This window comes from Tenacibaculum profundicola, assembly GCF_057220795.1.
On the sequence record NZ_CM170137.1, the window covers coordinates 187,518 to 210,527 of the forward strand.

Genomic DNA, 23,010 nt, shown 5'->3' on the forward strand with positions numbered 1-23,010 from the left:
TGCAAAAGTAGAAATAAATATGCATAGCGGTAAACAATAACAAACTAATATTAATTTATATCGTGTAATTTAGAGAATAGATTTTTTTCTACTATAATTCTCCCTAAAAGAGTCATCCCTAGCTTTTAGTTCTAACTAAATTATTTAATTTTAAAACCTTTAGTCTATTTGGTTATAAAAACAATAAATTAATATCTCTATATGGCAAATCGAACCAATCAGCAACCGTTTTGTTAGTTAGGATTCCATGGTAAAAGTACATGCCATTTCGCAAGCTTTTATCAAATCTAGCAGCATTTTCAAAACCTCCTTCTTCAGCTATTTCTAACAGGTAAGGGGTAAAGATATTACTAATTGAGAAGGATGCTGTTCTGGCATATCTAGAAGGAATGTTAGGTACACAATAATGAATAACCCCACTATTTTTAAATGTTGGATTGCTATGAGTTGTAATTTTTGATGTTTCGAAGCAGCCTCCTCTATCAATACTAACGTCAACAATAACGGCCCCATCTTTCATTTGATCTATCATTAATTGAGTAACAACAATAGGAGATCTATCTTCCCCTCGCAATGCTCCAATGGCAACATCACAACGCCTCAACGCTTTAGCTAAGGTTTTAGGTTGTATCGTAGATGTATAAACAGGAGCATGAACATAATTTTGAAGTTTTCTGAGTCTTGTAATCGAATTGTCAAAAACTTTTACTCTAGCTCCTATTCCTACAGCTGATTTCGCTGCAAATTCGCCTACTGTGCCTGCTCCAATAATAACAACATCACTAGGAGGAACACCTCCAATATTTCCAAGTAATAACCCATTACCACCATTGGCGGTAGTCATTAATTCCGCAGCTATTTGAATCGAAGCAATACCCGCTATTTCACTTAAAGATTTTACAATAGGATAGACACCGTGTTCATCCTTTATATAATCAAAAGCAATAGCAGTTATTCTTTTTTTAGCTAATGCTTCAAAATACTTTTTATTTTGAGTTTTTAACTGTAAAGCAGAAATAAGTACTGCTTGCGGAGTTAGCATCTTAATTTCATTGAGTGATGGTGGCTCAACCTTTAAAACAATATTGCAAGAAAAAACTTCCTTAATATCATAGGAAATCTTTGCTCCTGCATCCGAATACTCTTTATCACTATAGTTAGCGCCTTCACCAGCACCAGTTTCAATAACAATTCTATGACCATGGGCAACTAAAGCAGAAACAGTGTCTGGGGTTAAACTAATTCTCTTTTCCTCAAAATGAGTTTCTTTTGGGATACCAATAAATAATTCTCCTTTTTGTTTCTTTATTTCAAGTACTTCAGGCTTCGGGATTAATTGTTCTTTCGTAAAAGGAGAAGATATAGAGCTCATTGGGTTTTTTAGTTTGTTTTAAGTTGAATATTACGGTTTCCGTTTTCTAATAATGATATTTCAATAGTAATCGTCTCTAAAGGTAGTAAATTTTTAATATTTTCGGGCCATTCAATTAAACACCATTCATCATTGTATAAATAATCTTCAATACCCATGTCATAGGCCTCTTCTTCATTTATAATTCTATAAAAATCAAAATGATATACTGAAGATACATCGTTGATTTTATATTCATTTACTAGTGAAAAAGTAGGTGAGCTAGCAAGGTCTTCAACCCCCAAAGCTTTACAGATTTCTTTAATTAAGGTGGTTTTTCCAACCCCCATTTCACCATAAAACAACAACACTTTATTGGTGCTGTTCTCAATAACTTCCTTTGCGATAGAAGAAAGCTCATTTAAAGAGTAGTTTCTATTCATAGATAGCAAATGTAAATAACTTTCAAAAAGTATAGAAATTTAGTTTTCATATCTGAAGTGTCCGGTTATGTTATACGAAAATAGACAATCTTCAATAACTTGACCAGCACCTATATTGTGAACGATCATGAAACGTTTATTATCAGTAGATTTTTTATCTATTACAATGCCTATATGTGGAATTCCTTTATCTAGGCTCCAACACACCACATCACCTGGTAAATAATCATCACTTTTTTTAGAAATAGATTTAGTGATTCCTTTTCGTTTAAAAAAAACCATTAAGTTATACACTCTTCGATGATCTATGTTGGTGTCGGTTTTTTTTAATCCCCAAATTTTAGGGTATAATTGAAAATTATCTTCCATGTCTTCATGAACTTTTTTTTGCAAATCAACACCTAATTTTCTGTAAGCCCTAATAATTACATCAGTACAAACACCTTTGTTTGAAGGAATCTTACCGTTTGGATATCCTATTGAAAAATAACTAGGATCGTAGATTACCCGTTGCTTAGTCAAAGATATTGCGGCTTTACTTAGTTTATCTTTTGAACCTTGAGAAAATACTGTAAAACCATAAGTTAAAAGCAAAATAATCGTCAATCTTTTCATCACCTTACTTCGGATTATAAATACCACATGGTATAATCATTTCCTCTAATGATATTCCACCATGCTGATATGTGTTTTTGTAATATTTTACAAAATGATTGTAATTATTTGGGTAAGCAAAAAATAAATCTTCCTTCGTGAAAATAAACGGACTATTAATTGCCATCATAGGTAAAAATATGTCTTTTGGATTTTTTACAGCAAACACATCCTTTTCGTCATAACTTAAACTTCTACCTGTTTTATAACGCAAATTAGAACTAATATTTTTATCTCCAATTACCTTTGTAGGGGTTTTGCAGTTAATGGTTCCATGATCTGTGGTAATAATTAATTTTTGACCTAGTCTTTGGGCTTTTTGAATAATCTCATATAAAGGGGAATTGGTGAACCAACTAGCAGTGAGTGATCTGTAAGCCTTATCATCTCCTGCTAACTCTTTAATCACTTCCATTTCTGTTTTGGCGTGAGAAATCATATCTACAAAGTTATAAACGAGAACAGTTAAATCATTTTGCTTTGTAGCGTTGTAATTATCGGATAAATCTTTACCGTTTTTAAGCGATGTTATTTTGTAGTATTCATGCTCAATATCTAAACCTAGTCGTTTTATCTGTGCGGTTAAAAATTCAGATTCAAATAGGTTTTTCCCTCCTTCATCGGTATCATTTTTCCAGTATTCAGGATGTATTCTTTCCATTTCAGAAGGCATAAGACCAGAAAATATAGCATTACGTGCGTATTGAGTTGCAGTGGGTAAAATACTATAATACGAATGTTCTTCTTCTTTTTTGTAATAATTATTAATAAAAGGTTCGAGTATTCTATATTGATCATAACGAAGATTATCAATTACAAGCCATAAAACGCCTTTATCCTTACTAAGGTTAGGTTGTATATAATCTTTAAAAAGTGTGTGAGAAAATGTAGGCTTATCATGATCAATAAGCAAATTTTGATAGTTTTTCTTAACAAATTTAAAAAATTGACTGTTCGCCTCAGTTTTTTGAGATTCTAATATTTCAAGCATCCCAGTATCATTAATGTTTTCCAGTTCAAGTTCCCAATGAACCAGCTTTTTATAAAGGTCAGTCCAGTCTCTAAATGTATTCACCATTGCTAGGTCCATAGAAATTTTCCGAAATTCCTGTTGGTAACTAGAAGTCGTTTTTTCTGAAATTAAACGTGAATTATCGAGGTTTTTCTTTAAGCTTAGTAGTATTTGATTAGGGTTAACGGGTTTTATTAGATAATCTGCAATTTTAGATCCAATAGCCTCTTCCATTATGTATTCTTCTTCACTTTTGGTAATCATTACAACAGGAAGATTGGCATTAATTTGTTTGATTGCAGATAAGGTCTCCAAACCTGTAATACCAGGCATGTTTTCGTCTAAAAATACAATATCAAAATTCTTCTCACCTACTAAATCAATAGCATCAGTGCCATTGGTACAGGGAGTTACCTGGTAGTGTTTTTGTTCTAAAAATATAATATGTGGTTTTAATAAATCTATTTCATCATCAACCCAAAGTATATCAATATTTCGCATATAATTTTATAGTGTTTGTTAAGACTAACGTTAATTACTAGTTTTGTTGTATTTGAAAAAGCTAAAAATACGTTAATAAAACTACAGGTTATTTGGTTTTGTAAATAAATTATAATTCTTTTGCTTAAAATTGAATCACTTATCTATTTTGAATAAACAGCAAACAAATAAATTAAAAATATTGAATGATCCAATTTATGGATTTATTTCAATTCCAAGCACTTTAATTTTTGATATAATAGAACATCCTTATTTTCAGAGATTAAGAAGAGTTTCTCAAATGGGGATGTCTAACTTGGTATATCCAGGAGCCAACCATACCCGATTTCACCATGCCTTAGGTTGTTTGCACTTAATGCAAAAAGCAATTCGGATATTGCGTTCAAAGAATGTTCTTATTTCTGAAGATGAAGCAAACGCTCTATGTATTGCTATATTATTGCACGACATTGGTCATGGAGCTTTTTCTCATGCTTTAGAACACAGTATTGTAAGTGGCATCACTCATGAAGAAATATCATTAAAATTTATGAAAGCTCTGAATGAAGAATTTGAGGGTAAATTAAGTTTAGCTATTCAGGTGTTTGAAGGGAAATACTATCGGAAGTTTTTATGTCAATTGATATCTAGTCAATTAGATATTGATAGATTGGACTATTTGAAACGTGATAGCTTTTATACAGGAGTCGCAGAGGGGAATATTTCTTCAGATAGGTTGATAACAATGATGAATGTTGTTGATGATAAATTGGTAATTGAACAAAAAGGGATATATTCTGTTGAAAAATTTATCATAGCAAGACGTTTAATGTATTGGCAGGTATATCTACATAAAACAGGGTTGGTAGCAGAAAGTATATTGGTAAATATATTAAAAAGGGCGAAAGAATTAGCTTCTAAGGGAGTTCAACTAGAAGGAAGTAAAGCATTAAAGTACTTTTTATACAATACCATTTCTCCTGAGAATTTTACGGAGAATACGTTGAAGACTTTTTCAAGGTTGGATGATTATGATGTTTTATTGGCGGTTAAAGAATGGATAAATCATGAAGATCATGTTTTATCGAGCCTAGCTCAAATGATTATTAATAGAAGCTTATTAAAAATAGAGTTGCAAGATACACCGTTTACTAAAAGTTATTTGGAAACGATCGTAAAAAAAGTTCGCAAAGAATTAAATCTTAAGAAAGAAGAACTAGAGTATTTTGTTTTTTCGAATAAAATTAAGAACCAAGCTTACAATTCGGATGAACCAATTTTAATTTATACTAAAAAAGGGGAATCAATTGATATTGCTAAGGCATCAGACCAATTAAATGTCCAAGCATTAACCCAACCAGTGGTAAAATATTATGTATGTTATCCTAAAATATTAGGTTAAAAAGAAATCCTCTGAGTATTAAAAGAGGTAATTGAACAAAAATAATTACTTTTGCCAGTAATGAAATTTAAAGCAAAACAAATAGCCGAAATCCTAGAAGGAGAAATTGTAGGAAATCCTGAGGCTGAGGTGTCAAAATTATCTAAAATAGAAGAAGGGGAGATAGGTTCACTAACCTTTTTATCTAACCCTAAATATAACGCATACTTGTATACGACTAAGGCTACAATAACCATTGTTAACAAAAGCTTTAGTTTGGATAAGGAGGTGGATACCACGTTGATAAAAGTTGAAGATGCTTACAAATCATTTTCTAAACTATTAGAATTTTATAATGAGGTAAAAAACAATAAGGTAGGTAGAGAAGTACCTCACTATATTGGAGCTTCTGCAACCATCGGAGATAATGAGTATATTGGATCGTATACCTATATTGGAGAAAATGTAAAAATAGGAAATAATGTGAAAATTTATCCTAATTCCTATATAGGAGACAATGTTACAATTGGAGACAATTGTATTCTATTTGCAGGGGTAAAGGTCTATTCAGAAACACAAATAGGGGATAATTGTAAAATTCATTCTGGATGTGTTATAGGCTCAGATGGGTTTGGTTTTACACCTAATGAAAAAGGAGAATATAAGGCTGTTCCTCAAATAGGAAATGTAGTTATTGAAGCTAATGTAGACATTGGATCGAATTCAACTATTGATAGAGCTACTTTGGGTTCAACAATTATACGAGAGGGAGTCAAATTAGACAATCAAATTCAAATAGCTCATAATGTTGAAATAGGAAAGCATACAGTTATAGCCTCACAAACAGGAGTAGCAGGTTCTACAAAAATTGGGGAATACTGTATGATCGGAGGACAAGTTGGAATTGTTGGGCACATTGTCATAGGAAACCATGTAAAGATTCAAGCCCAATCGGGTATTGGAAGGAGCTTAAAGGATGGAGATAAGGTACAAGGAACACCCGCATTTAATTATTCAGATTACAATAAATCATACGTACATTTTAAAAATTTACCGAATATAACAACCAGAATTCATAAAATTGAAAAAGAGTTGAATACTCAAAAAGAGAAAAATGAGTAAAAAACAAACAACAATAAAAAAAGAAGTAACATTATCAGGTGTTGGATTGCATACTGGTAATGACGTAAGAATGACTTTTAAACCGGCGCCTATAAATAACGGTTTTTCATTCGTACGTGTTGATTTGGAAGGGAAACCAACAATAGAAGCAAAAGCTGAGTATGTTACAACCACTCAAAGAGGTACTAATCTTGAAAAGAATGGAGTTCAAATTCAAACATCAGAACATGTACTAGCGGCAGCTGTTGGTTTAGATATTGATAACTTGATCATAGAAATAGATTCTTCAGAACCTCCTATAATGGATGGCTCATCTAAGTATTTTGTAGAAGCGTTGGAATCAGCAGGTATTACTGAACAAGAAGCGCATGTGCATGAGTATGTGGTGAAAGAAATTATTTCTTATAAAGATGAAGCTACGGGTAGTGAAATAATGTTAATGCCAGCAGAAGAATATCAAGTCACCACAATGGTAGATTTTGGAACTAAAATATTAGGTACCCAAAATGCTACATTGAATACAATGTCTGATTTCAAAAATGAAATTTCAGCAGCTAGGACATTTAGTTTTTTGCATGAGATTGAAATGTTACTGGAAAATGACTTGATTAAAGGTGGAGATCTAAACAACGCTATTGTTTATGTTGATAAGGAGTTATCAGAAGAAACAATGCTTAAATTAAAGAAAGCCTTTAAAAAAGATAATATAGCGATTAAGCCAAATGGTATCTTAGATAATTTAACATTACATTGGGCCAATGAGGCGGCACGTCATAAGTTACTTGATGTGATTGGCGATTTAGCACTTGTAGGAACAAGAATACGTGGTAAAGTTATTGCAAACAAACCAGGGCATTTGGTGAATTCATTGTTTGCAAAGAAATTAGCTAAAATTATAAAACAAGAAAAGAGAAATAATGTTCCTGTTTATGATTTGAATCAAGAACCACTAATGGATATTCATAAAATAATGGATATTTTACCACATAGACCACCTTTTTTATTGGTGGATCGAGTTATAGAACTCAGTGATAGGCACGTGGTAGGGATGAAAAATGTTACGATGAACGAAGATTTTTTCGTTGGACATTTCCCTGGAGCTCCAGTAATGCCAGGAGTTCTTCAAGTTGAAGCAATGGCACAATGTGGTGGGATTTTAGTATTAAGTACAGTGCCTGATCCTAAAAATTACTTAACGTATTTCATGAAAATGGATAATGTTAAGTTTAAACAAAAAGTATTGCCAGGAGATACTTTATTATTTAAAGCAGAGCTGATAACACCAATACGAAGAGGTATTTGTCATATGCAAGCTTATGCTTATGCAAACGGAAGATTAGTTTGTGAAGCAGAATTAATGGCAAAAATATCAAAAGTTAAATAATTATGAATCAACCTTTAGCATACGTTCATCCGCAGGCAAAGATAGCCAGAAACGTAGTAATTGAACCTTTTTCAACCATACATGCTAATGTAGAAATTGGTTCTGGAACATGGATAGGTTCCAACGTTACTATAATGGAAGGTGCTCGTATAGGTGAAAATTGTCGTATTTTTCCTGGATCTGTGGTGTCTGCAATACCGCAAGATTTGAAATTTAATGATGAAGAAACAACCGTTATAATAGGAAATAATGTAACTATAAGAGAATGTGTTACGATAAACAGAGGAACAACAGATAGAGCAAAAACCGTGGTGGGTGATAATTGTTTAATTATGGCATATAGCCATATCGCACACGATTGTATTGTTGGAAATAACTGTATCTTTTCAAATAATACAACTTTAGCGGGTCATGTAACAGTGGGTGATGATGTTGTATTGGCAGGAATGGTAGCTGTACATCAATTTGCTTCTGTTGGAAAACATGCCTTTGTTACTGGAGGATCATTAGTACGTAAAGATGTACCACCATTTGTAAAAGCGGCTAGAGAACCGTTGTCATATGTTGGAATCAATTCAGTAGGTTTACGAAGAAGAGGTTTTACCACTGAAAAAATTAGGGAAGTTCAAAATATTTATAGAATTTTATACCAAAAAAACTACAATAATACACAAGCTGTTGAAATTATTGAAGCGGAAATGGAAGCAACACCTGAAAGAGATGAAATTTTACAATTTGTAAAAGATTCTCATAGAGGAATAATGAAAGGATATTTTAAAGCAAGTTAAATTTATACAAATGGCCACAACATCAGATATAAAAAAAGGATTGTGCATTAAGTACAATCACGACATTTTTAAAATTATTGAATTTTTGCATGTGAAACCAGGAAAAGGACCTGCGTTTGTAAGAACAAAATTGAGAAGTGTTACAACAGGAAAAGTAATCGATAACACATTTTCAGCTGGACATAAGATTGAAGATATTCGTGTAGAAACACATAAATTTCAGTTTTTATATTCAGAAGGTGATGACTATCACTTTATGAATACTGATGATTATAACCAGATAACCTTACAAAAAACAGTTTTGGATGCAGCTGACTTAATGAAGGAAGGAGAAGTGGTAACTATATTAATAAATACCGAAGACTCTTCACCTTTATCAGTAGAAATGCCTTCTCATGTTATACTAGAAATTAAACATACGGAGCCCGGAGTAAAAGGTAATACAGCTACCAATGCAACGAAACCAGCTACTGTTGAAACAGGAGCACGAATTAATGTTCCTTTATTTATAAATGAAGGAGATAAAATTAAAATAGATACAGAAAAGTCTGCTTATACTGAGCGTATTAAGTAATAAAAACTCTGATTCCCGCATTTATGCGGGAATTTTATTTTCTATGAAGTTTAAAAAGTCTCAAACACTTGAAGAAATTGCCATATTGTTAAATGTGGATTTTGTTGGTCGTAAAAATTTTCCAGTAACAGGTATGAATGAAATACATGTTGTAGAAGAAGGTGATATTGTTTTTGTTGATCATCCAAAGTATTATGATAAAGCACTAAAATCAAAAGCTACAACTGTTTTAATCAATAAAAAAGTAGACTGTCCTGAAGGTAAAACTTTGTTAATTTCAGATGATCCTTTCAGAGATTTTAATAAACTAACGAAATATTTCAATCCCTTTATAGCAAGCAAGGTAAGTATAGCAGCATCTGCTATTGTCGGAGAGGGAACAATAATTCAACCGAATGTAGTTATTGGTGAAAACGTACGTATTGGCAAAAATTGCTTATTACATGCAAACGTCGTAATAAATAATGATTGTGTAATTGGAGATAATGTAATTATCCATTCTAATACCGTATTAGGTAGTGATGCCTTTTATTATAAAAGCAGACCAGAAGGATTTGATAGATTAATTTCAGGAGGTAGAGTAATCATAAAAGATAATGTTGATTTGGGAGCATCTTGCACTATAGATAGAGGTGTAACATGTGATACCATTATAGGAGATGGAACTAAAATAGATAATCAGGTTCATATAGGTCATGATACTACAATAGGTAAAAAATGCTTAATAGCGGCTCAAACTGGAATTGCTGGATGCAACGTGATTGAAGATGAAGTGACCATTTGGGGACAAGTAGGTATGGCTAGCGGTTTAACAATAGAAAAAGGAACCGTTATTATGGCTCAAACGGGGGTGTCAAGGTCGTTAAAGCGAGGAACCTATTATGGTACACCACAAAGAGAATACAGGCAAACTTTACGTGAAGTTGTCTATTTAAAAAACGCAACAAATAAAGATAAAAAGTAACATAAAATTAATTGCGAAAACTCAATTAAAAGATTATTTTTGTCTGACTTTTAAAAAATTAAAAAACAAACCAATGAGTGTTTTAGTAAATAAGGATTCAAAAATTATTGTACAAGGATTTACAGGTAGTGAAGGAACTTTTCATGCTGGACAAATGATTGATTATGGAACCAACGTTGTTGGGGGTGTAACACCTGGAAAAGGAGGTCAAGAGCATTTAGGTAAACCGGTTTATAATACAGTAAATGAAGCTGTTCAAAAGGCAGGGGCAGATACGTCTATTATTTTTGTACCACCAGCATTTGCTGCTGACGCTATTATGGAATCAGCTGAGGCTGGGATAAAAGTAATAATTTGTATTACTGAAGGAATTCCTACAGCTGATATGGTAAAAGTAAAGGCATATATTGACGCTAAGGAAAATTGTACGTTAGTTGGACCAAATTGTCCTGGAGTGATTACTCCTGATGAAGCAAAAGTAGGAATCATGCCTGGTTTTATATTCAAAAAAGGAAAAGTAGGTATTGTTTCTAAATCAGGTACTTTAACGTATGAAGCAGCAGACCAAGTTGTGAAACAAGGGTATGGTATTACTACGGCAATCGGAATAGGAGGAGATCCAATCATTGGTACAACAACAAAAGAAGCAGTAGAATTATTAATGAATGACGAGGATACGGAGGCAATTGTAATGATTGGTGAAATTGGCGGTAATTTAGAAGCAGAAGCAGCACGTTGGATTAAAGCCGATGGTAATCGTAAGCCAGTTGTTGGTTTTATCGCTGGTCAAACAGCACCTGCAGGAAGAACGATGGGGCACGCTGGAGCTATTGTTGGTGGAGCAGATGATACTGCTCAGGCAAAAATGAAAATATTAGCAGAAAATGGAGTTCACGTAGTTGATTCTCCTGCAAAAATAGGTGAAATGGTAGCGAAAGTCTTGGCTTAATTTTTATCTATTTTCTAAAAGAAATGTTAAATTTTTACAATTTAACAAAAAGAAATCCGTTGAATGTTTAAATTCAACGGATTTTTAATTTTAATCGAAAAACTGTCAATATGAAGCCAATTAAGTTGTTGTTATTTAGTGTGTTACTAATAGTTGCTGTTGGGTGTAAACAATCTACATCTTCTGATGAAATAATAGTAAAAACAGAACAAAAAAAGAGTGTCAACGGGTTTTCTTATGAAACTGTGACGAACGACCCTACAGGTCTCCGTTTGTACACACTTGATAATGGTTTAAAAGTATACTTAAGTAAGAATGCTGATGAGCCAAAAATTCAAACCTATATTGCCGTTCGTGCAGGTTCGAATTATGATCCAAAAAATTCTACAGGCTTAGCTCATTACCTTGAGCATATGGTGTTTAAAGGAACCCATAAAATTGGAACAATCGATTGGGAAAAAGAAAAAGAGTATTTAGATAAAATATCAACTTTATATGAACAACATAGAGCTGAAAAAGATGCAGAAAAGAAAAAAGCTATTTATAAAGAAATTGATAAAGTTTCTTTAGAAGCTTCAAATTATTCAGTGGCCAATGAATATGATAAAATGGTGTCTTCTCTAGGATCAACAGGAACAAATGCTCATACATGGTTTGAAGAAACAGTATATAAGAATAAGATTCCAGTGAATGAATTGGATAAATGGTTACATTTAGAATCTGAACGTTTTAGTACGTTAGTATTACGTTTATTTCATACGGAACTAGAAGCAGTTTTTGAAGAGTTCAACAGAGGTCAAGATAATGATTCTAGAAAACGCTATGCAGCAATGTTAGATGGATTATTTCCAAATCATCCTTATGGACAGCAAACCACTATTGGAACGGGTGAACATCTTAAAAATCCTTCAATGGTTGATATTCATAATTATTTTGAAAAGTACTATGTGCCTAATAATATGGCTGTGGTGCTTGTGGGAGATTTAGATTTTGATACCACTATTACAAAAGTAAATGAAACTTTTGGAAAGTTTGAGAAAAAAGAATTAGTTCATCCAACCTTACCTAAAGAAGAGCCTATTACACAGCCAATTATTAATGAAGTTTTTGGTCCAACAGCCGAGAATATTTCAATAGCCTACCGTTCTAAAGGAGTGAATACTGAAGAACAAAAATATGTCACTTTATGTGATATGATCTTGGCCAATGGAAATGCGGGTTTACTAGATTTAAACTTAAATCAAAAACAAGTAGTTCAAAGGGCAAGTTGTTCACCAATATTTTTAAACGATTATGGGTATCATGCTTTTACCGGAAATCCAAAGTCTGGTCAAACATTGGATGAAGTTAAAGATTTGATATTAGAACAAATCGAAAAGTTGAAAAAGGGAGAATTTGATGAATGGATGATTGAGGCTGTAGTAAATGACTTAAAGTTAAACCGAACGCGTCAATATGAAAATAATACTGCTTTAGCAAGTGCCTATTACAATGCTTTTATTCATCGTGAAAATTGGGCAGATAAAGTAAAATTCTTAGATGATTTAAAGAAAGTGTCGAAACAAGAATTAGTTGACTTCGCAAATAAGTTTTATAAAGATAATTATGTTATTACGTATAAAAGAAAAGGTGAAGATAAATCTATTGTTAAGGTTGAGAATCCTGAGATATCGCCTGTAAATTTAAATAGAAATAAGAGTTCAGAATTTATAAAAGCTTTCAGAGAAGTTAAATCAGAAGATTTAAAACCTAAATTTATTGATTATAAGACAGCCATTAAAAAGACGAAAACATCAAATGATATTGATGTGTCTTATGTATTAAATGAAAAGAATGACTTATTTGATTTGAATATCATTTTTGATATGGGAAAAGACCATGACAAGAAGTTAAGTTTAGCGGCAGGATATCTTGAATACATTGGAACTGAGAAATTCTCAGCGGAAGAAATTAAAAAAGAATTTTACAAATTAGGTGTTAATTATTACGTATTTGCGCAAAACGACAAAACATATGTAGGTCTAGAAGGACTAAAAGAAAACTTGCCTAAAGGCTTGGAATTATTAGAGCATTTATGGGACAATGCTAAAGCTGATTCGGAGACATACGATAAGTATGTAGAGAAAATTTTCAAAGGTCGTCAAAATAGTAAAACCCAGAAAGGAAATATCCTATGGGGAGGACTTATGAACTACGGTATGTATGGTAAAGATTCGCGTTTTCGTGATATTATGCAAATAGATGAATTAAAAGCTATTAACCCGGAAGAATTGGTGAATATCCTAAAGGATATGAAAAACTATAAGCAACGTATTTTCTATTATGGAAAAGATATCGATGCAGCTGTTGCGGCTTTAGATACTCACCATAAAATTTATGGAGATTTAAAAGAATACCCGGAGGAAAAGAAATATGAAGAAAAAGAAACGGGAGGAAATGTGTTTTTTACCGATTACGATATGGTTCAAACAGAAATGTTGTTTTTAGCTAAAGGAAAACCATTCGATCCAAAAAATTTAGCTGCTTCAAGGTTGTTTAATACTTATTTTGGAAGTGGTTTATCTTCAATCGTCTTCCAAGAAATTAGAGAACGTAAATCTTTAGCTTATTCAGCGCATGCATCCTATAGTAATGCTAGTAAAAAAGAGGATTCTAATTATATTTATGCTTATATGGGTACGCAAGCGAATAAATTAAATGAAGCAGTAAATGCTATGATGGACCTCATGAATAATATGCCAGAAGCTGAAAAGCAATTCAATGCAGCAAAAGAAGCTACATTGAAAAAAATTGCGGCACAACGAATAACAAAGTCAAATATCTTTTGGTCGTATGAAGGGCTTAAGAAATTAGGTATAGATAATGATAACCGTGAGGAAATGTATAACACCATACAGAATTTTACAATTCAAGACTTAAAGGAGTTTTTCGATAGTAATATTAAAGGAGAATCGTATAATGTAATGGTTATTGGTAATAAAAAAGACTTAGATGTTAAGTCATTACAAAAGTTAGGTAAAATTACGGAACTTGATGTAGATGAATTATTTAATTATGTAGATAAAAAAGAAGTAAAACAGTAAAAAAGGATAACTATTTTTAATTTTTAAGACTCGTAGATTTTTATAAAATTTACGAGTTTTTTGTGAGAAATATATTGAATTTACTACTTTTCGAAGTACGATATAAATAAGCATGGCCGTGGTTTATACCGTATCTAAGTATAGTTATAGAATCATTTACTTTTAGTCATGTTGTGTTTTACCTACAAATCGACATTTACCATAAATAATTATTGTCGGTAAATTAACATCAGAAAGGGTATTATTACGGTAATTTTAATTTGTAAATGGTATTACTATTATAGTATATTTGCGTTAGTTAAAACAACTAATACATGAAACTTTTAGAAAATAAGACAGCCATAATAACTGGAGCAACCAGAGGAATTGGAAGAGGTATTGCTATAGAGTTTGCAAGCCAAGGATGTAATGTAGCTTTTACCTACAGTTCATCGGTAGAAGCAGCCAATTCTTTAGAAAAAGAATTAATTGACTTAGGTGTAAAAGCAAAGGGATATCAGTCAAATGCAGCTGAATTTGATGCAGCACAAGAATTAGCTAAAAATGTTTTAGAAGAATTCGGAACGATTGATGTTTTAGTGAATAATGCTGGGATAACAAAAGATAACCTGTTAATGCGTATTTCTGAAAGTGACTTTGATAAAGTTATAGAAGTAAATTTAAAGTCGGTATTCAATTTAACAAAAGCAGTTATTCGCCCTATGATGAAGCAACGTGCAGGCTCTATTATTAATATGAGTTCGGTGGTTGGTTTAAAAGGAAATGCAGGCCAAGCCAATTATGCAGCGTCAAAAGCAGGTATTGTAGGTTTTTCAAAATCTGTGGCATTAGAATTAGGCTCTAGAAATATTCGAAGTAACGTTGTTGCTCCTGGTTTTATAGAGACAGAAATGACGGCAAAGTTAGATGAAAAAGTCGTTGAAGGATGGAGAAATGAAATTCCTTTAAAAAGAGGAGGGACACCTCAGGATATTGCAAATGCATGTGTGTTTTTAGCATCTGATATGAGTGCTTATGTTACCGGGCAAACATTATCAGTTGATGGAGGTATGTTAACTTAGGCAGGTTCTATCGTTTTCGATATGAAATTAGGATAAAAGAAAATGATGATTTTATTCTATACGAATTATAAAAATCAAGAATCCATTCAACGTATGGTTCTTTTTAATAAATTAGGGAAGAAAAAAGAATGTTTTAATACGGTAATTTCAAGCGAAAGATCGTGTTAATAATGACCAATAAAATAAAAAAGAGCTGTTTCCTATAGGAAACAGCTCTTTTTTATTATGCTTTTTTACCTAATACCTTTTTCTTTTAGTCATGCTTGTGTTTTACCTAGAGATAGACATTTAACATAACCAATTACAGTCGGCAAATTAACATCAAAAATGGTATTATACCAGTTATTGTTTGAATTTACTGTAAAAGAAAATGAGTATTTTTTTCTTTATATAAGATAGAAAAATCAATAATAGCAGTAGCTATGATTTCTTTTTATATTATAATAGAAGGGGAAAAAGGATGTTTTATTACGGTAAATTCAAATGGTAAATGGTATTATAAAATAATTGGACATAAAAAAAGGGCAATTAGCCCTTGAATATCTTCTTGGATAAAAAATAGTTATTTCTTACCAAATATACCGCCGAGTAGACCACCTAATATTCCACCACCAGATGATTGCTTCTGATTACCTCCACCTAATACCATACCCGCAACGTCATCAATGATGCTGCCATCTCCGTCTGCATCTAAAATTTGCTCTAAGAAACTTTGTTCTTTTTGGTTTGAATTACCACCTAATAAACCTCCTAACAATCCAGTTAAGTCGCTAGCATTGTTAATTCCATTTTGTCGAGATTGCTTACCCAATACTCCCATTAATATTGGAGCAGCAGTTTTTAAAATACTAGCAACAGAACCAGAATCAATACCCGATTTTTGACTAATAACTTGCTCAACTCCTTGTTGTTTACTTCCTAAAACGTGACTTAAAATTTTACCTCCATCTTGTAAAACATCGCTCGTTACGCCTCCCTTAAATAAATCACCTAAATTATCTAAGATACCTCCATCATGTTTATTTGATAATGCCCCCATTAAACCTTCGGCACCTTCTGGTGTAGAAGCATTACGTTGCATTGCTTTCATTAAAACAGGTAAGGCCATAGTTAAAACACTACCCGTTTTATTAGCGTCTTGTCCTGTTGATCCAGCAACTCCAGAAACAATTGTTTTACCGAGATCGCTATTTAATAAGTCTAAAATTCCTGCCATTTTTTAATTTGTTTAGGTTCGTATAATGTTGTTGATTACTTCGACACAAAGTACAAATTATAAGTCATATTTTTTTAAATAATTATTTATACTTTTAGCACTGAGAAATAATAACTATTTATATGAAAAAATTAGCATTACATTGGCAAATTCTGATAGGAATGATTTTAGGTATTCTATTCGGTTTAGCAATGACATTTATAGACGGAGGGACTACTTTTGTGGGGGATTGGATAAAACCATTGGGAACCATATTTGTAAAACTCTTAAAATTAATTGCTGTTCCTTTAATAATAGCTTCTTTAGTAAAAGGGATTTCAGATTTAAAGAATATATCCAAGTTTAGAAATATAGGTTTACGAACGATTGTAATATATGTGGGAACAACCGTTATTGCCATCACCATAGGATTGCTATTAGTAAATATAGTGCAGCCAGGGCATGGGATTTCTGATGAAACCATAAACAAATTAACAGAAGCGTATGCTAATAGCGGTAGCGTTCAATCTAAAATTGCAGAAGCTACACTGCAAAGATCAAGTGGTCCTCTACAGTTTTTAGTAGATATGGTACCGGATAATGCCATGAAAGCAATGGGAAATAACAAATCAATGTTACAGGTGATTTTCTTTACTATCTTTTTAGGTATTTCTATGCTATTAGTTGGTGAGAAGAAATCAGAACCCTTAAAGATGTTTTTTGACTCATTGAATGAAGTGGTTCTCAAAATGGTCGATTTAATTATGTTATCCGCACCTTATGCTGTATTTGCCTTATTGGCGAATGTTGTGGTATCATCAAATGATCCAGATCTTTTAGTAGCCTTACTAAAATATGCTTTAACAGTAGTGGGAGGGTTATTAATAATGATTGTTTTTTATATGGCTTTGATTAGCATTTTTACCAAAAAGAACCCTATATGGTTTTTAAAACAAATTAGCCCTGCACAATTATTGGCATTTTCTACAAGTTCTAGTGCAGCGACACTGCCTGTTACCATGGAAAGAGTAGAAGAGCATGTAGGAGTAGATAAGGAGGTTTCTAGTTTTGTATTGCCAGTAGGTGCAACCATTAATATGGATGGAACAAGTTTATACCAAGCAATAGCAGCTGTATTTATTGCACAGGCCTTGAGTTTCGATTTATCGTTTGGTGATCAGTTAACAATTATATTAACAGCTTTATTAGCTTCTATTGGCTCAGCTGCAGTTCCTGGAGCAGGTATGGTAATGTTGGTTATTGTATTAGAATCAGTCGGCTTTCCATCAGATAAATTGGCAATCGGATTAGCCCTTATATTTGCTGTGGATAGACCTTTAGATATGTGTAGAACTGTAATTAATGTAACTGGAGATGCAACAGTATCTACGTTAGTTGCAAAATCGGTTGGAAAACTAGGTGAACCTCATCCAAAAAATTGGGATGATAATTACGATGAAGTGAAATAATTATTAAAATTGAAGAAATTATAAAATTTCAAATCTAGGATAAGTATAAACGTTTTAATGCTAAAATAACACAATTTTCTAGAATGAATCTATGATTTTTATGCTTTTATTTATGGAGATATACCTGAAAAACATATTACTTTAACTCTTGTTCATGAGTGTAAAGTTATCATGACATAACTATCTGTACTCCTTACAACTGGACTGTTATAAAGACTATAATAACTGGATTTGTAGGTACAGACATGATTGTAGTGAAGCGAGTTGAAGTAAATGTAATGAACACAGGTGAGATTTTATACACTAATAATATGCTGAAAGTGAAATTAGAAAAGAAAGTAATTTATTTTCAGGAAATAATTATTTCCTGAAAATACTTATTATAAAATAAAGCCTAATTTAAAAACGAAGAGTTGATGAAGCTTAAAGTTGATGTTCCTATAGTGGAAATAGGATGGTTACATGAGCATATAAATGCAGAGAATCTGATAATTTTAGACGCGACCATAGAAAAAGTTGGATTCGAGTTAAATGATACAAATCAAAAAAAGCAGATAGAAAAAGCTGTTTTCTTTGATTTAAAAAATGTGTTTTCAGATAAGAACTCCATATATCCTAATACAATACCAGAAGAAAAAACTTTTGAAGAGGAAGCGCAAAAAATAGGTATTAATAGTGATAGTTGTATCATTGTATATGATGCTTTAGGAGTGTACTCATCACCAAGGGTTTGGTGGTTATTTAAAACATTCGGATTTAACAATATTGCCGTCTTAAATGGCGGTTTACACACATGGGAAAATGCAGGTTTCTTAACTGAAGTACGACAGAAAAAAGAAGTTAGAAAAGGAAATTTTAGAGCTATTTATCAGCAACAAAATGTCAAACGCACACAAGATGTGTTGAAAGCAATTGAAGAGGATGTATGTGTGTTAGATGCTCGTTCTAGTGATAGGTTTTATGCTACTATACCTGAACCTCGACAGGATTTAAGAGGAGGTCATATACCCAAATCCAAAAGCCTGCCTTATACTGAATTACAAATGAATGGAGTGATGAAAAACCCAGATGAATTAGCTGAGATTTTTGGAGATACTATAACAACATCTTCATCACTTATTTTTTCCTGTGGTTCTGGTATTACCGCTTGTATTCTTGCATTAGGAGCAGAAATAGTAGGACTAGAAAATTATAGCGTGTATGATGGTTCTTGGACAGAATGGGCTAGTAAATTAGAGTTACCGATAGAAAAATAATTACCATGTGGAGTAAGCAAGAGTTTAAGACATACGTTCTTTTGTTTGTAGCACATTACAATCATATTGAAACAAAGGAGGAAAGTGATTACATCTTATCTAAAATAAATGAAGATCTATATAATAAAATTCATACAGAAATTGTAATCGACTCGAATGATCATATTAAATTGTCCAAAATTCAAGAGTATTTAGAGGCTAATAATTATTCTGATATAGATAAAAAACAGTTATTAGAAGATATTAAAAATGTAATATTTGCTGATGGAACAGTAGATAATCTAGAAAAAAGCATATATGTGCTTTTGACTAAAATTCTAAGTTAATGGAAAACTTAAGTATTTTTTTCATTCTTCAAAAGAATTAGAAAAAACAGCTTTTTTTCAACGCGTTAGATCGATTATTAATGTGTTATAAAAATCAATAGCTACGTTCCATATTTGTTTTACAGCACTAGAGTGTGGCCCTTAGTTCCGAAAAGAACTATATAATAATTGTTTCCTCCATGAATATGAACGTTAGTTTTAAGAAAACCTAACCATGGTACAAATGATGTGATCGCATTCGATAGTAGTTGTTGGTTTCGAATTTAGTTTTTGAGTATGATTTAAAAAAACACAGACTTTGGAATTTATTCGGATGCTTAGAGAAAGTAGTTGTGAGAGTCTCTATAGCCTGGTCAAATTACATCATAGTACTTGAAAATCATATGTTTATTTATTAAGTAGTTGATGCGCTTACAGAAAAAAAATTAGATATTTATAGTATATTAATATGCATTTCTATAATTGCTAGGGCATTGAAAGATACGTTCTTGTATGCAATTTGAGCATATAAAATGTCAATGTTAAGAAATATGAACACAAACAGAACCTTGGAGAGAAGTTTTAGAAAGGAACCCGTTTCCTGAGGGAATCAGATCACGATATAAAATCAATCATATCTAAAGGAAAATAATACTTTTTTATGAGATTAGATGGAGAAGGATTCAATAACTACTATCCTTCTCCGCTATCCTACAATAATTTTGTAATGTCTTAATCTATCGAATCACAAATTGATGTAATAGGAAGTTGATTTAATTAATATAGCATCATTTATGTTCATCATGTGTTAGTGGAGTAAAAGTTTTTTAACTAATCTTTTGTTATCATTAGTGGTTATAGAAACAAAGTATATTCCTGATTTTAAACCTGAAGTTTGGTAAGGGGTATTTTTAAAAAATTGCCCTGTAAATTGTTTAACTGATTTACCCGTAGAATCAAAAATAGTAATATGTTTAACATCTGTATTTATATAAAAAACATCTTCAGATGGCACAGGGTATACAAAAGCAGTAGTACTCGTTAGTGCTTGATCTTCAATATCTAATGAGCTGTCTAAAGGGGCGCTACTGTAAAGACGGTACTCACCTGGTTCTAAAGATATAAGATCATTGGTGCTATTAACTGTTATAGTTGTATTTGAAAAGAAATCATACCATGTTCCTGTTTCAGGAAAATTAGGGTTTACACTTTTTGTTACTACATCAAAATTACCAACTAAAACTATATTATTTGAATCATGATTTAAATTGATTCTTTTTACCAAACCATCAACGTCTAAAATAACATTAGAAGTAGAAAATACGTCATGTTCTTTTTTAATGGAGGTTAGTTTTGCCCAAACATCAAATATATTTTTACGCTCAGTTACGTCATAATAATCCCATTTTATAGGTTTTTTACCAGTTCTACCATTTTCATTGATACTAATATCATAGCCTAATTCACCAAATTGCCAAATCATTTTAGGTCCTGGGATCGTAAAGAAAAATACTCCAGCGAGTTCTTGTCTGGCTAATGCTGTGTTGAGTTCTCTCACATTATAGGTGCTATTAGAATTACCGTATTCAAGGTTTTTATACATTAAACGTTCTTCATCATGACTTTCCATGTAAGTAATTAAGTTTGGATTTTCAAAATCTCTATTTTTGTAATATCCCCATGAAATATTGGTGTCGGTATTGTGCCCCATGGTATTCTGATTATAATTATGTGTCATTTTACCCCATAACATCATACCAGCGTTGGCAAGGGCTTTTTCTTCAGAATTATCTGCTAAATGTTCTAAAATAAAGTAAAAATCATTTCCATGAGTATCCCAAACATAAGTAGCGTAGTCTGATAAACGATCAATACGTGCTTGATTGTAATTATTTCCCCACTGATCGCCAGAAGAAGGGTAGGGGGTATTGGTAAAACCCTTGGTAAAATCTAATCTAAATCCATCAATTTTGTATTCGTTGATCCAATAAGACATAACATCTTTGAAATACTGCTGCGTGTAGCTAGATTCATGATTAAAGTCAAAACCGAAACGCAAAGCATTGTTCTCAAAGTTATGATCATCGTTATAAAATGGATTATTATTGGTTGTACCATTTGATAATTCATAATTATACATTTGTAATAAAGGACATTGACTATAAGAATGATTAAACACCACGTCTATAATAATGGCAATACCACGTTGGTGACATTGGTCTACCAGTTCTTTAAATTTGTTTTTAGTTCCGTAGGCCTTGTCTAAAGCAAAGAATTGTGATACGTTGTAGCCCCAACTGTCATTCCCTTCAAACTCATTTATTGGCATTAGTTCAATCGCATTTACGCCTAGTTCTTCTAGGTAGTTCAGCTTGTCTATAACAGATTGAAAACTGCTGTTTTCAGAAAAATCTCGCACTAGAATTTCATAGATAATTAGGTTTTCCTTTGCTGGCTTTGTAAACGATGTGTTCTGCCATGTATAGGGAGTTTCGTTTATTTTAAAAGTAGAAACGATACCAGAAGCTCCTTCAGGAAATTCTTTTAAATTTGGATAATTAGTTGTAGAAATATAGGTGTCATTGGCTTCATCTAATACTTTTTCTGCGTATGGATCAGCTATTTTTTTGGTATAGTCAATATAATATTGGTAGGCATATTCTTTATTTTCATCCAGATTGTTTAGTGTAATCCAGAAATGATCTCCGTCTTTTTTCATTTGATAGTCCTCATGTAAACTCCAATTATTGAACTCGCCAATTAAAAAAACTGTCGATTTTTCTGGAGCTAATAGTATAAATGTAACAGATGTATCGGTGTTTATAGTAACTCCATTTTTAATTCCGGATGGCTTAGTTTCAATTTGAGTGGGAGTTTTTACATAGACATTTATAGAAGTTTCTTTTTGAGTATTATTTACTGTGGCAATGGCTTTTATAGTATGTTGACCTGTTGAAGAAAGTGTGTGATTTATTGCAATGTTTTTACTATTGGTTACTGAGGCTATGGAGTTGTTCTCAACAAACAGTTCTATATTGGCGTTCATTGTAGCTTCTGCTGAAATGGAAACGGAAGTATTGGCGTCATATACAGCATTGTTATCGGGTGTTATTATTTGAATGTTTAAATCAGTAGAAAATATATTTATATGAATATCCGGAGTTGTCTGTATAGAACCATCAGTAGATCGTGCAACCAAGTTAATTTCACTTATTTCCTCTGAGCTGTCTACATTGTAAAAAGAATAAACATTCGTTGTGATATGTAAGGTGTAGGTGTTCGTTGAAGTTTTTGTAAATTTAGGCTGGGTACTATTATCTCCCCAGTCTCCAATCACGTTTTGCCATCTAGTATCATTAATAGTAACACCAGTGTGAGCATAAATATCACCTTCATAACCTTCTAATGGCGTACCCGTTGTATTTAATGTGATAATAATTTCATCATCAATAGTTGGAGTTCCAGGCGTTGTAGAAACTTGTGAAAAGGCAACAATATTGATAAAAAGAAGTAGTAGTAAGTATCGTTTTTTCATGATT

18 protein-coding genes are annotated in these 23,010 nt (G+C 32.2%); 12 read left to right on the forward strand and 6 right to left on the reverse strand.

The window, feature by feature from the left end:
- Positions 1-172 precede the first annotated feature (172 nt).
- Genes AC2TDS_RS00800 through porX form a run of 4 tightly spaced genes read right to left on the reverse strand, consistent with a single transcriptional unit; the run spans position 173 to position 3,961 of the window.
- On the reverse strand, positions 173-1,372 hold the full coding sequence (locus tag AC2TDS_RS00800; RefSeq protein ID WP_484737226.1) for an alanine dehydrogenase: 1,200 nt from the start codon (positions 1,370-1,372) through the stop codon (positions 173-175).
- Between the two features lie 8 nt (positions 1,373-1,380).
- Entirely contained in the window at positions 1,381-1,794 is a 414-nt protein-coding gene (gene tsaE / locus AC2TDS_RS00805; protein WP_484737227.1) for a tRNA (adenosine(37)-N6)-threonylcarbamoyltransferase complex ATPase subunit type 1 TsaE, read from the reverse strand.
- 39 nt (positions 1,795-1,833) lie between these two features.
- Positions 1,834-2,409, reverse strand: a complete 576-nt coding sequence (locus AC2TDS_RS00810) for a DUF1287 domain-containing protein (RefSeq protein WP_484737228.1) — start codon at positions 2,407-2,409, stop codon at positions 1,834-1,836.
- Between the two features lie 4 nt (positions 2,410-2,413).
- Positions 2,414-3,961, reverse strand: a complete 1,548-nt coding sequence (gene porX / locus AC2TDS_RS00815; protein ID WP_484737229.1) for a T9SS response regulator signal transducer PorX — start codon at positions 3,959-3,961, stop codon at positions 2,414-2,416.
- A gap of 148 nt (positions 3,962-4,109) precedes the next feature.
- Between porX and AC2TDS_RS00820 the strand changes: the two genes are divergently transcribed.
- The 9 genes from AC2TDS_RS00820 to fabG all read left to right on the forward strand — a co-directional run bounded on the left by AC2TDS_RS00820 (position 4,110) and on the right by fabG (position 15,246).
- On the forward strand, positions 4,110-5,342 hold the full coding sequence (locus tag AC2TDS_RS00820) for an HD domain-containing protein (RefSeq protein WP_484737230.1): 1,233 nt from the start codon (positions 4,110-4,112) through the stop codon (positions 5,340-5,342).
- A 60-nt stretch (positions 5,343-5,402) separates the two neighbouring features.
- On the forward strand, positions 5,403-6,443 hold the full coding sequence (gene lpxD, locus AC2TDS_RS00825) for a UDP-3-O-(3-hydroxymyristoyl)glucosamine N-acyltransferase (protein ID WP_484737231.1): 1,041 nt from the start codon (positions 5,403-5,405) through the stop codon (positions 6,441-6,443).
- Positions 6,436-7,827 carry a bifunctional UDP-3-O-[3-hydroxymyristoyl] N-acetylglucosamine deacetylase/3-hydroxyacyl-ACP dehydratase gene (locus tag AC2TDS_RS00830; protein ID WP_484737232.1) on the forward strand — a complete coding sequence of 464 codons (1,392 nt, stop codon included), beginning with the start codon at positions 6,436-6,438 and terminating at the stop codon, positions 7,825-7,827. The genes lpxD and AC2TDS_RS00830 overlap by 8 nt, the downstream gene beginning before the upstream one ends.
- A 2-nt stretch (positions 7,828-7,829) precedes the next feature.
- Entirely contained in the window at positions 7,830-8,615 is a 786-nt protein-coding gene (lpxA, locus tag AC2TDS_RS00835; RefSeq protein WP_484737233.1) for an acyl-ACP--UDP-N-acetylglucosamine O-acyltransferase, read from the forward strand.
- 10 nt (positions 8,616-8,625) lie between these two features.
- The gene (gene efp, locus AC2TDS_RS00840; protein WP_484737234.1) at positions 8,626-9,189 is read left to right on the forward strand and encodes an elongation factor P; all 564 of its coding nucleotides are present in this window, start codon (positions 8,626-8,628) and stop codon (positions 9,187-9,189) included.
- 43 nt (positions 9,190-9,232) lie between these two features.
- Positions 9,233-10,153: a UDP-3-O-(3-hydroxymyristoyl)glucosamine N-acyltransferase gene (locus AC2TDS_RS00845; RefSeq protein WP_484737235.1), complete on the forward strand. Its 921-nt coding sequence runs from the start codon at positions 9,233-9,235 to the stop codon at positions 10,151-10,153.
- 73 nt (positions 10,154-10,226) lie between these two features.
- Positions 10,227-11,102, forward strand: a complete 876-nt coding sequence (gene sucD, locus AC2TDS_RS00850) for a succinate--CoA ligase subunit alpha (RefSeq protein ID WP_484737236.1) — start codon at positions 10,227-10,229, stop codon at positions 11,100-11,102.
- Between the two features lie 110 nt (positions 11,103-11,212).
- Positions 11,213-14,185 carry a M16 family metallopeptidase gene (locus AC2TDS_RS00855; protein WP_484737237.1) on the forward strand — a complete coding sequence of 991 codons (2,973 nt, stop codon included), beginning with the start codon at positions 11,213-11,215 and terminating at the stop codon, positions 14,183-14,185.
- Between the two features lie 314 nt (positions 14,186-14,499).
- Positions 14,500-15,246 carry a 3-oxoacyl-[acyl-carrier-protein] reductase gene (gene fabG, locus AC2TDS_RS00860; RefSeq protein WP_484737238.1) on the forward strand — a complete coding sequence of 249 codons (747 nt, stop codon included), beginning with the start codon at positions 14,500-14,502 and terminating at the stop codon, positions 15,244-15,246.
- A 562-nt stretch (positions 15,247-15,808) separates the two neighbouring features.
- Here fabG and AC2TDS_RS00865 read toward each other — a convergent pair.
- A complete protein-coding gene (locus AC2TDS_RS00865) occupies positions 15,809-16,462 on the reverse strand; it encodes a DUF937 domain-containing protein (protein ID WP_484737239.1) in 654 nt (217 codons plus the stop codon).
- Positions 16,463-16,584: 122 nt separating this feature from the next.
- On the opposite strand from AC2TDS_RS00865, the gene AC2TDS_RS00870 reads away from it, so the two are divergent.
- From AC2TDS_RS00870 to AC2TDS_RS00880, 3 genes are all read left to right on the forward strand, one after another.
- Positions 16,585-17,910 carry a dicarboxylate/amino acid:cation symporter gene (locus AC2TDS_RS00870; RefSeq protein WP_484737240.1) on the forward strand — a complete coding sequence of 442 codons (1,326 nt, stop codon included), beginning with the start codon at positions 16,585-16,587 and terminating at the stop codon, positions 17,908-17,910.
- A gap of 416 nt (positions 17,911-18,326) precedes the next feature.
- Positions 18,327-19,166, forward strand: a complete 840-nt coding sequence (locus AC2TDS_RS00875; RefSeq protein WP_484737241.1) for a sulfurtransferase — start codon at positions 18,327-18,329, stop codon at positions 19,164-19,166.
- Between the two features lie 5 nt (positions 19,167-19,171).
- Entirely contained in the window at positions 19,172-19,492 is a 321-nt protein-coding gene (locus tag AC2TDS_RS00880; protein WP_484737242.1) for a hypothetical protein, read from the forward strand.
- Between the two features lie 787 nt (positions 19,493-20,279).
- Here the strand turns inward: AC2TDS_RS00880 and AC2TDS_RS00885 are convergent.
- Positions 20,280-23,006, reverse strand: a complete 2,727-nt coding sequence (locus AC2TDS_RS00885) for an alpha-amylase family glycosyl hydrolase (protein ID WP_484737243.1) — start codon at positions 23,004-23,006, stop codon at positions 20,280-20,282.
- Positions 23,007-23,010: the final 4 nt, after the last annotated feature.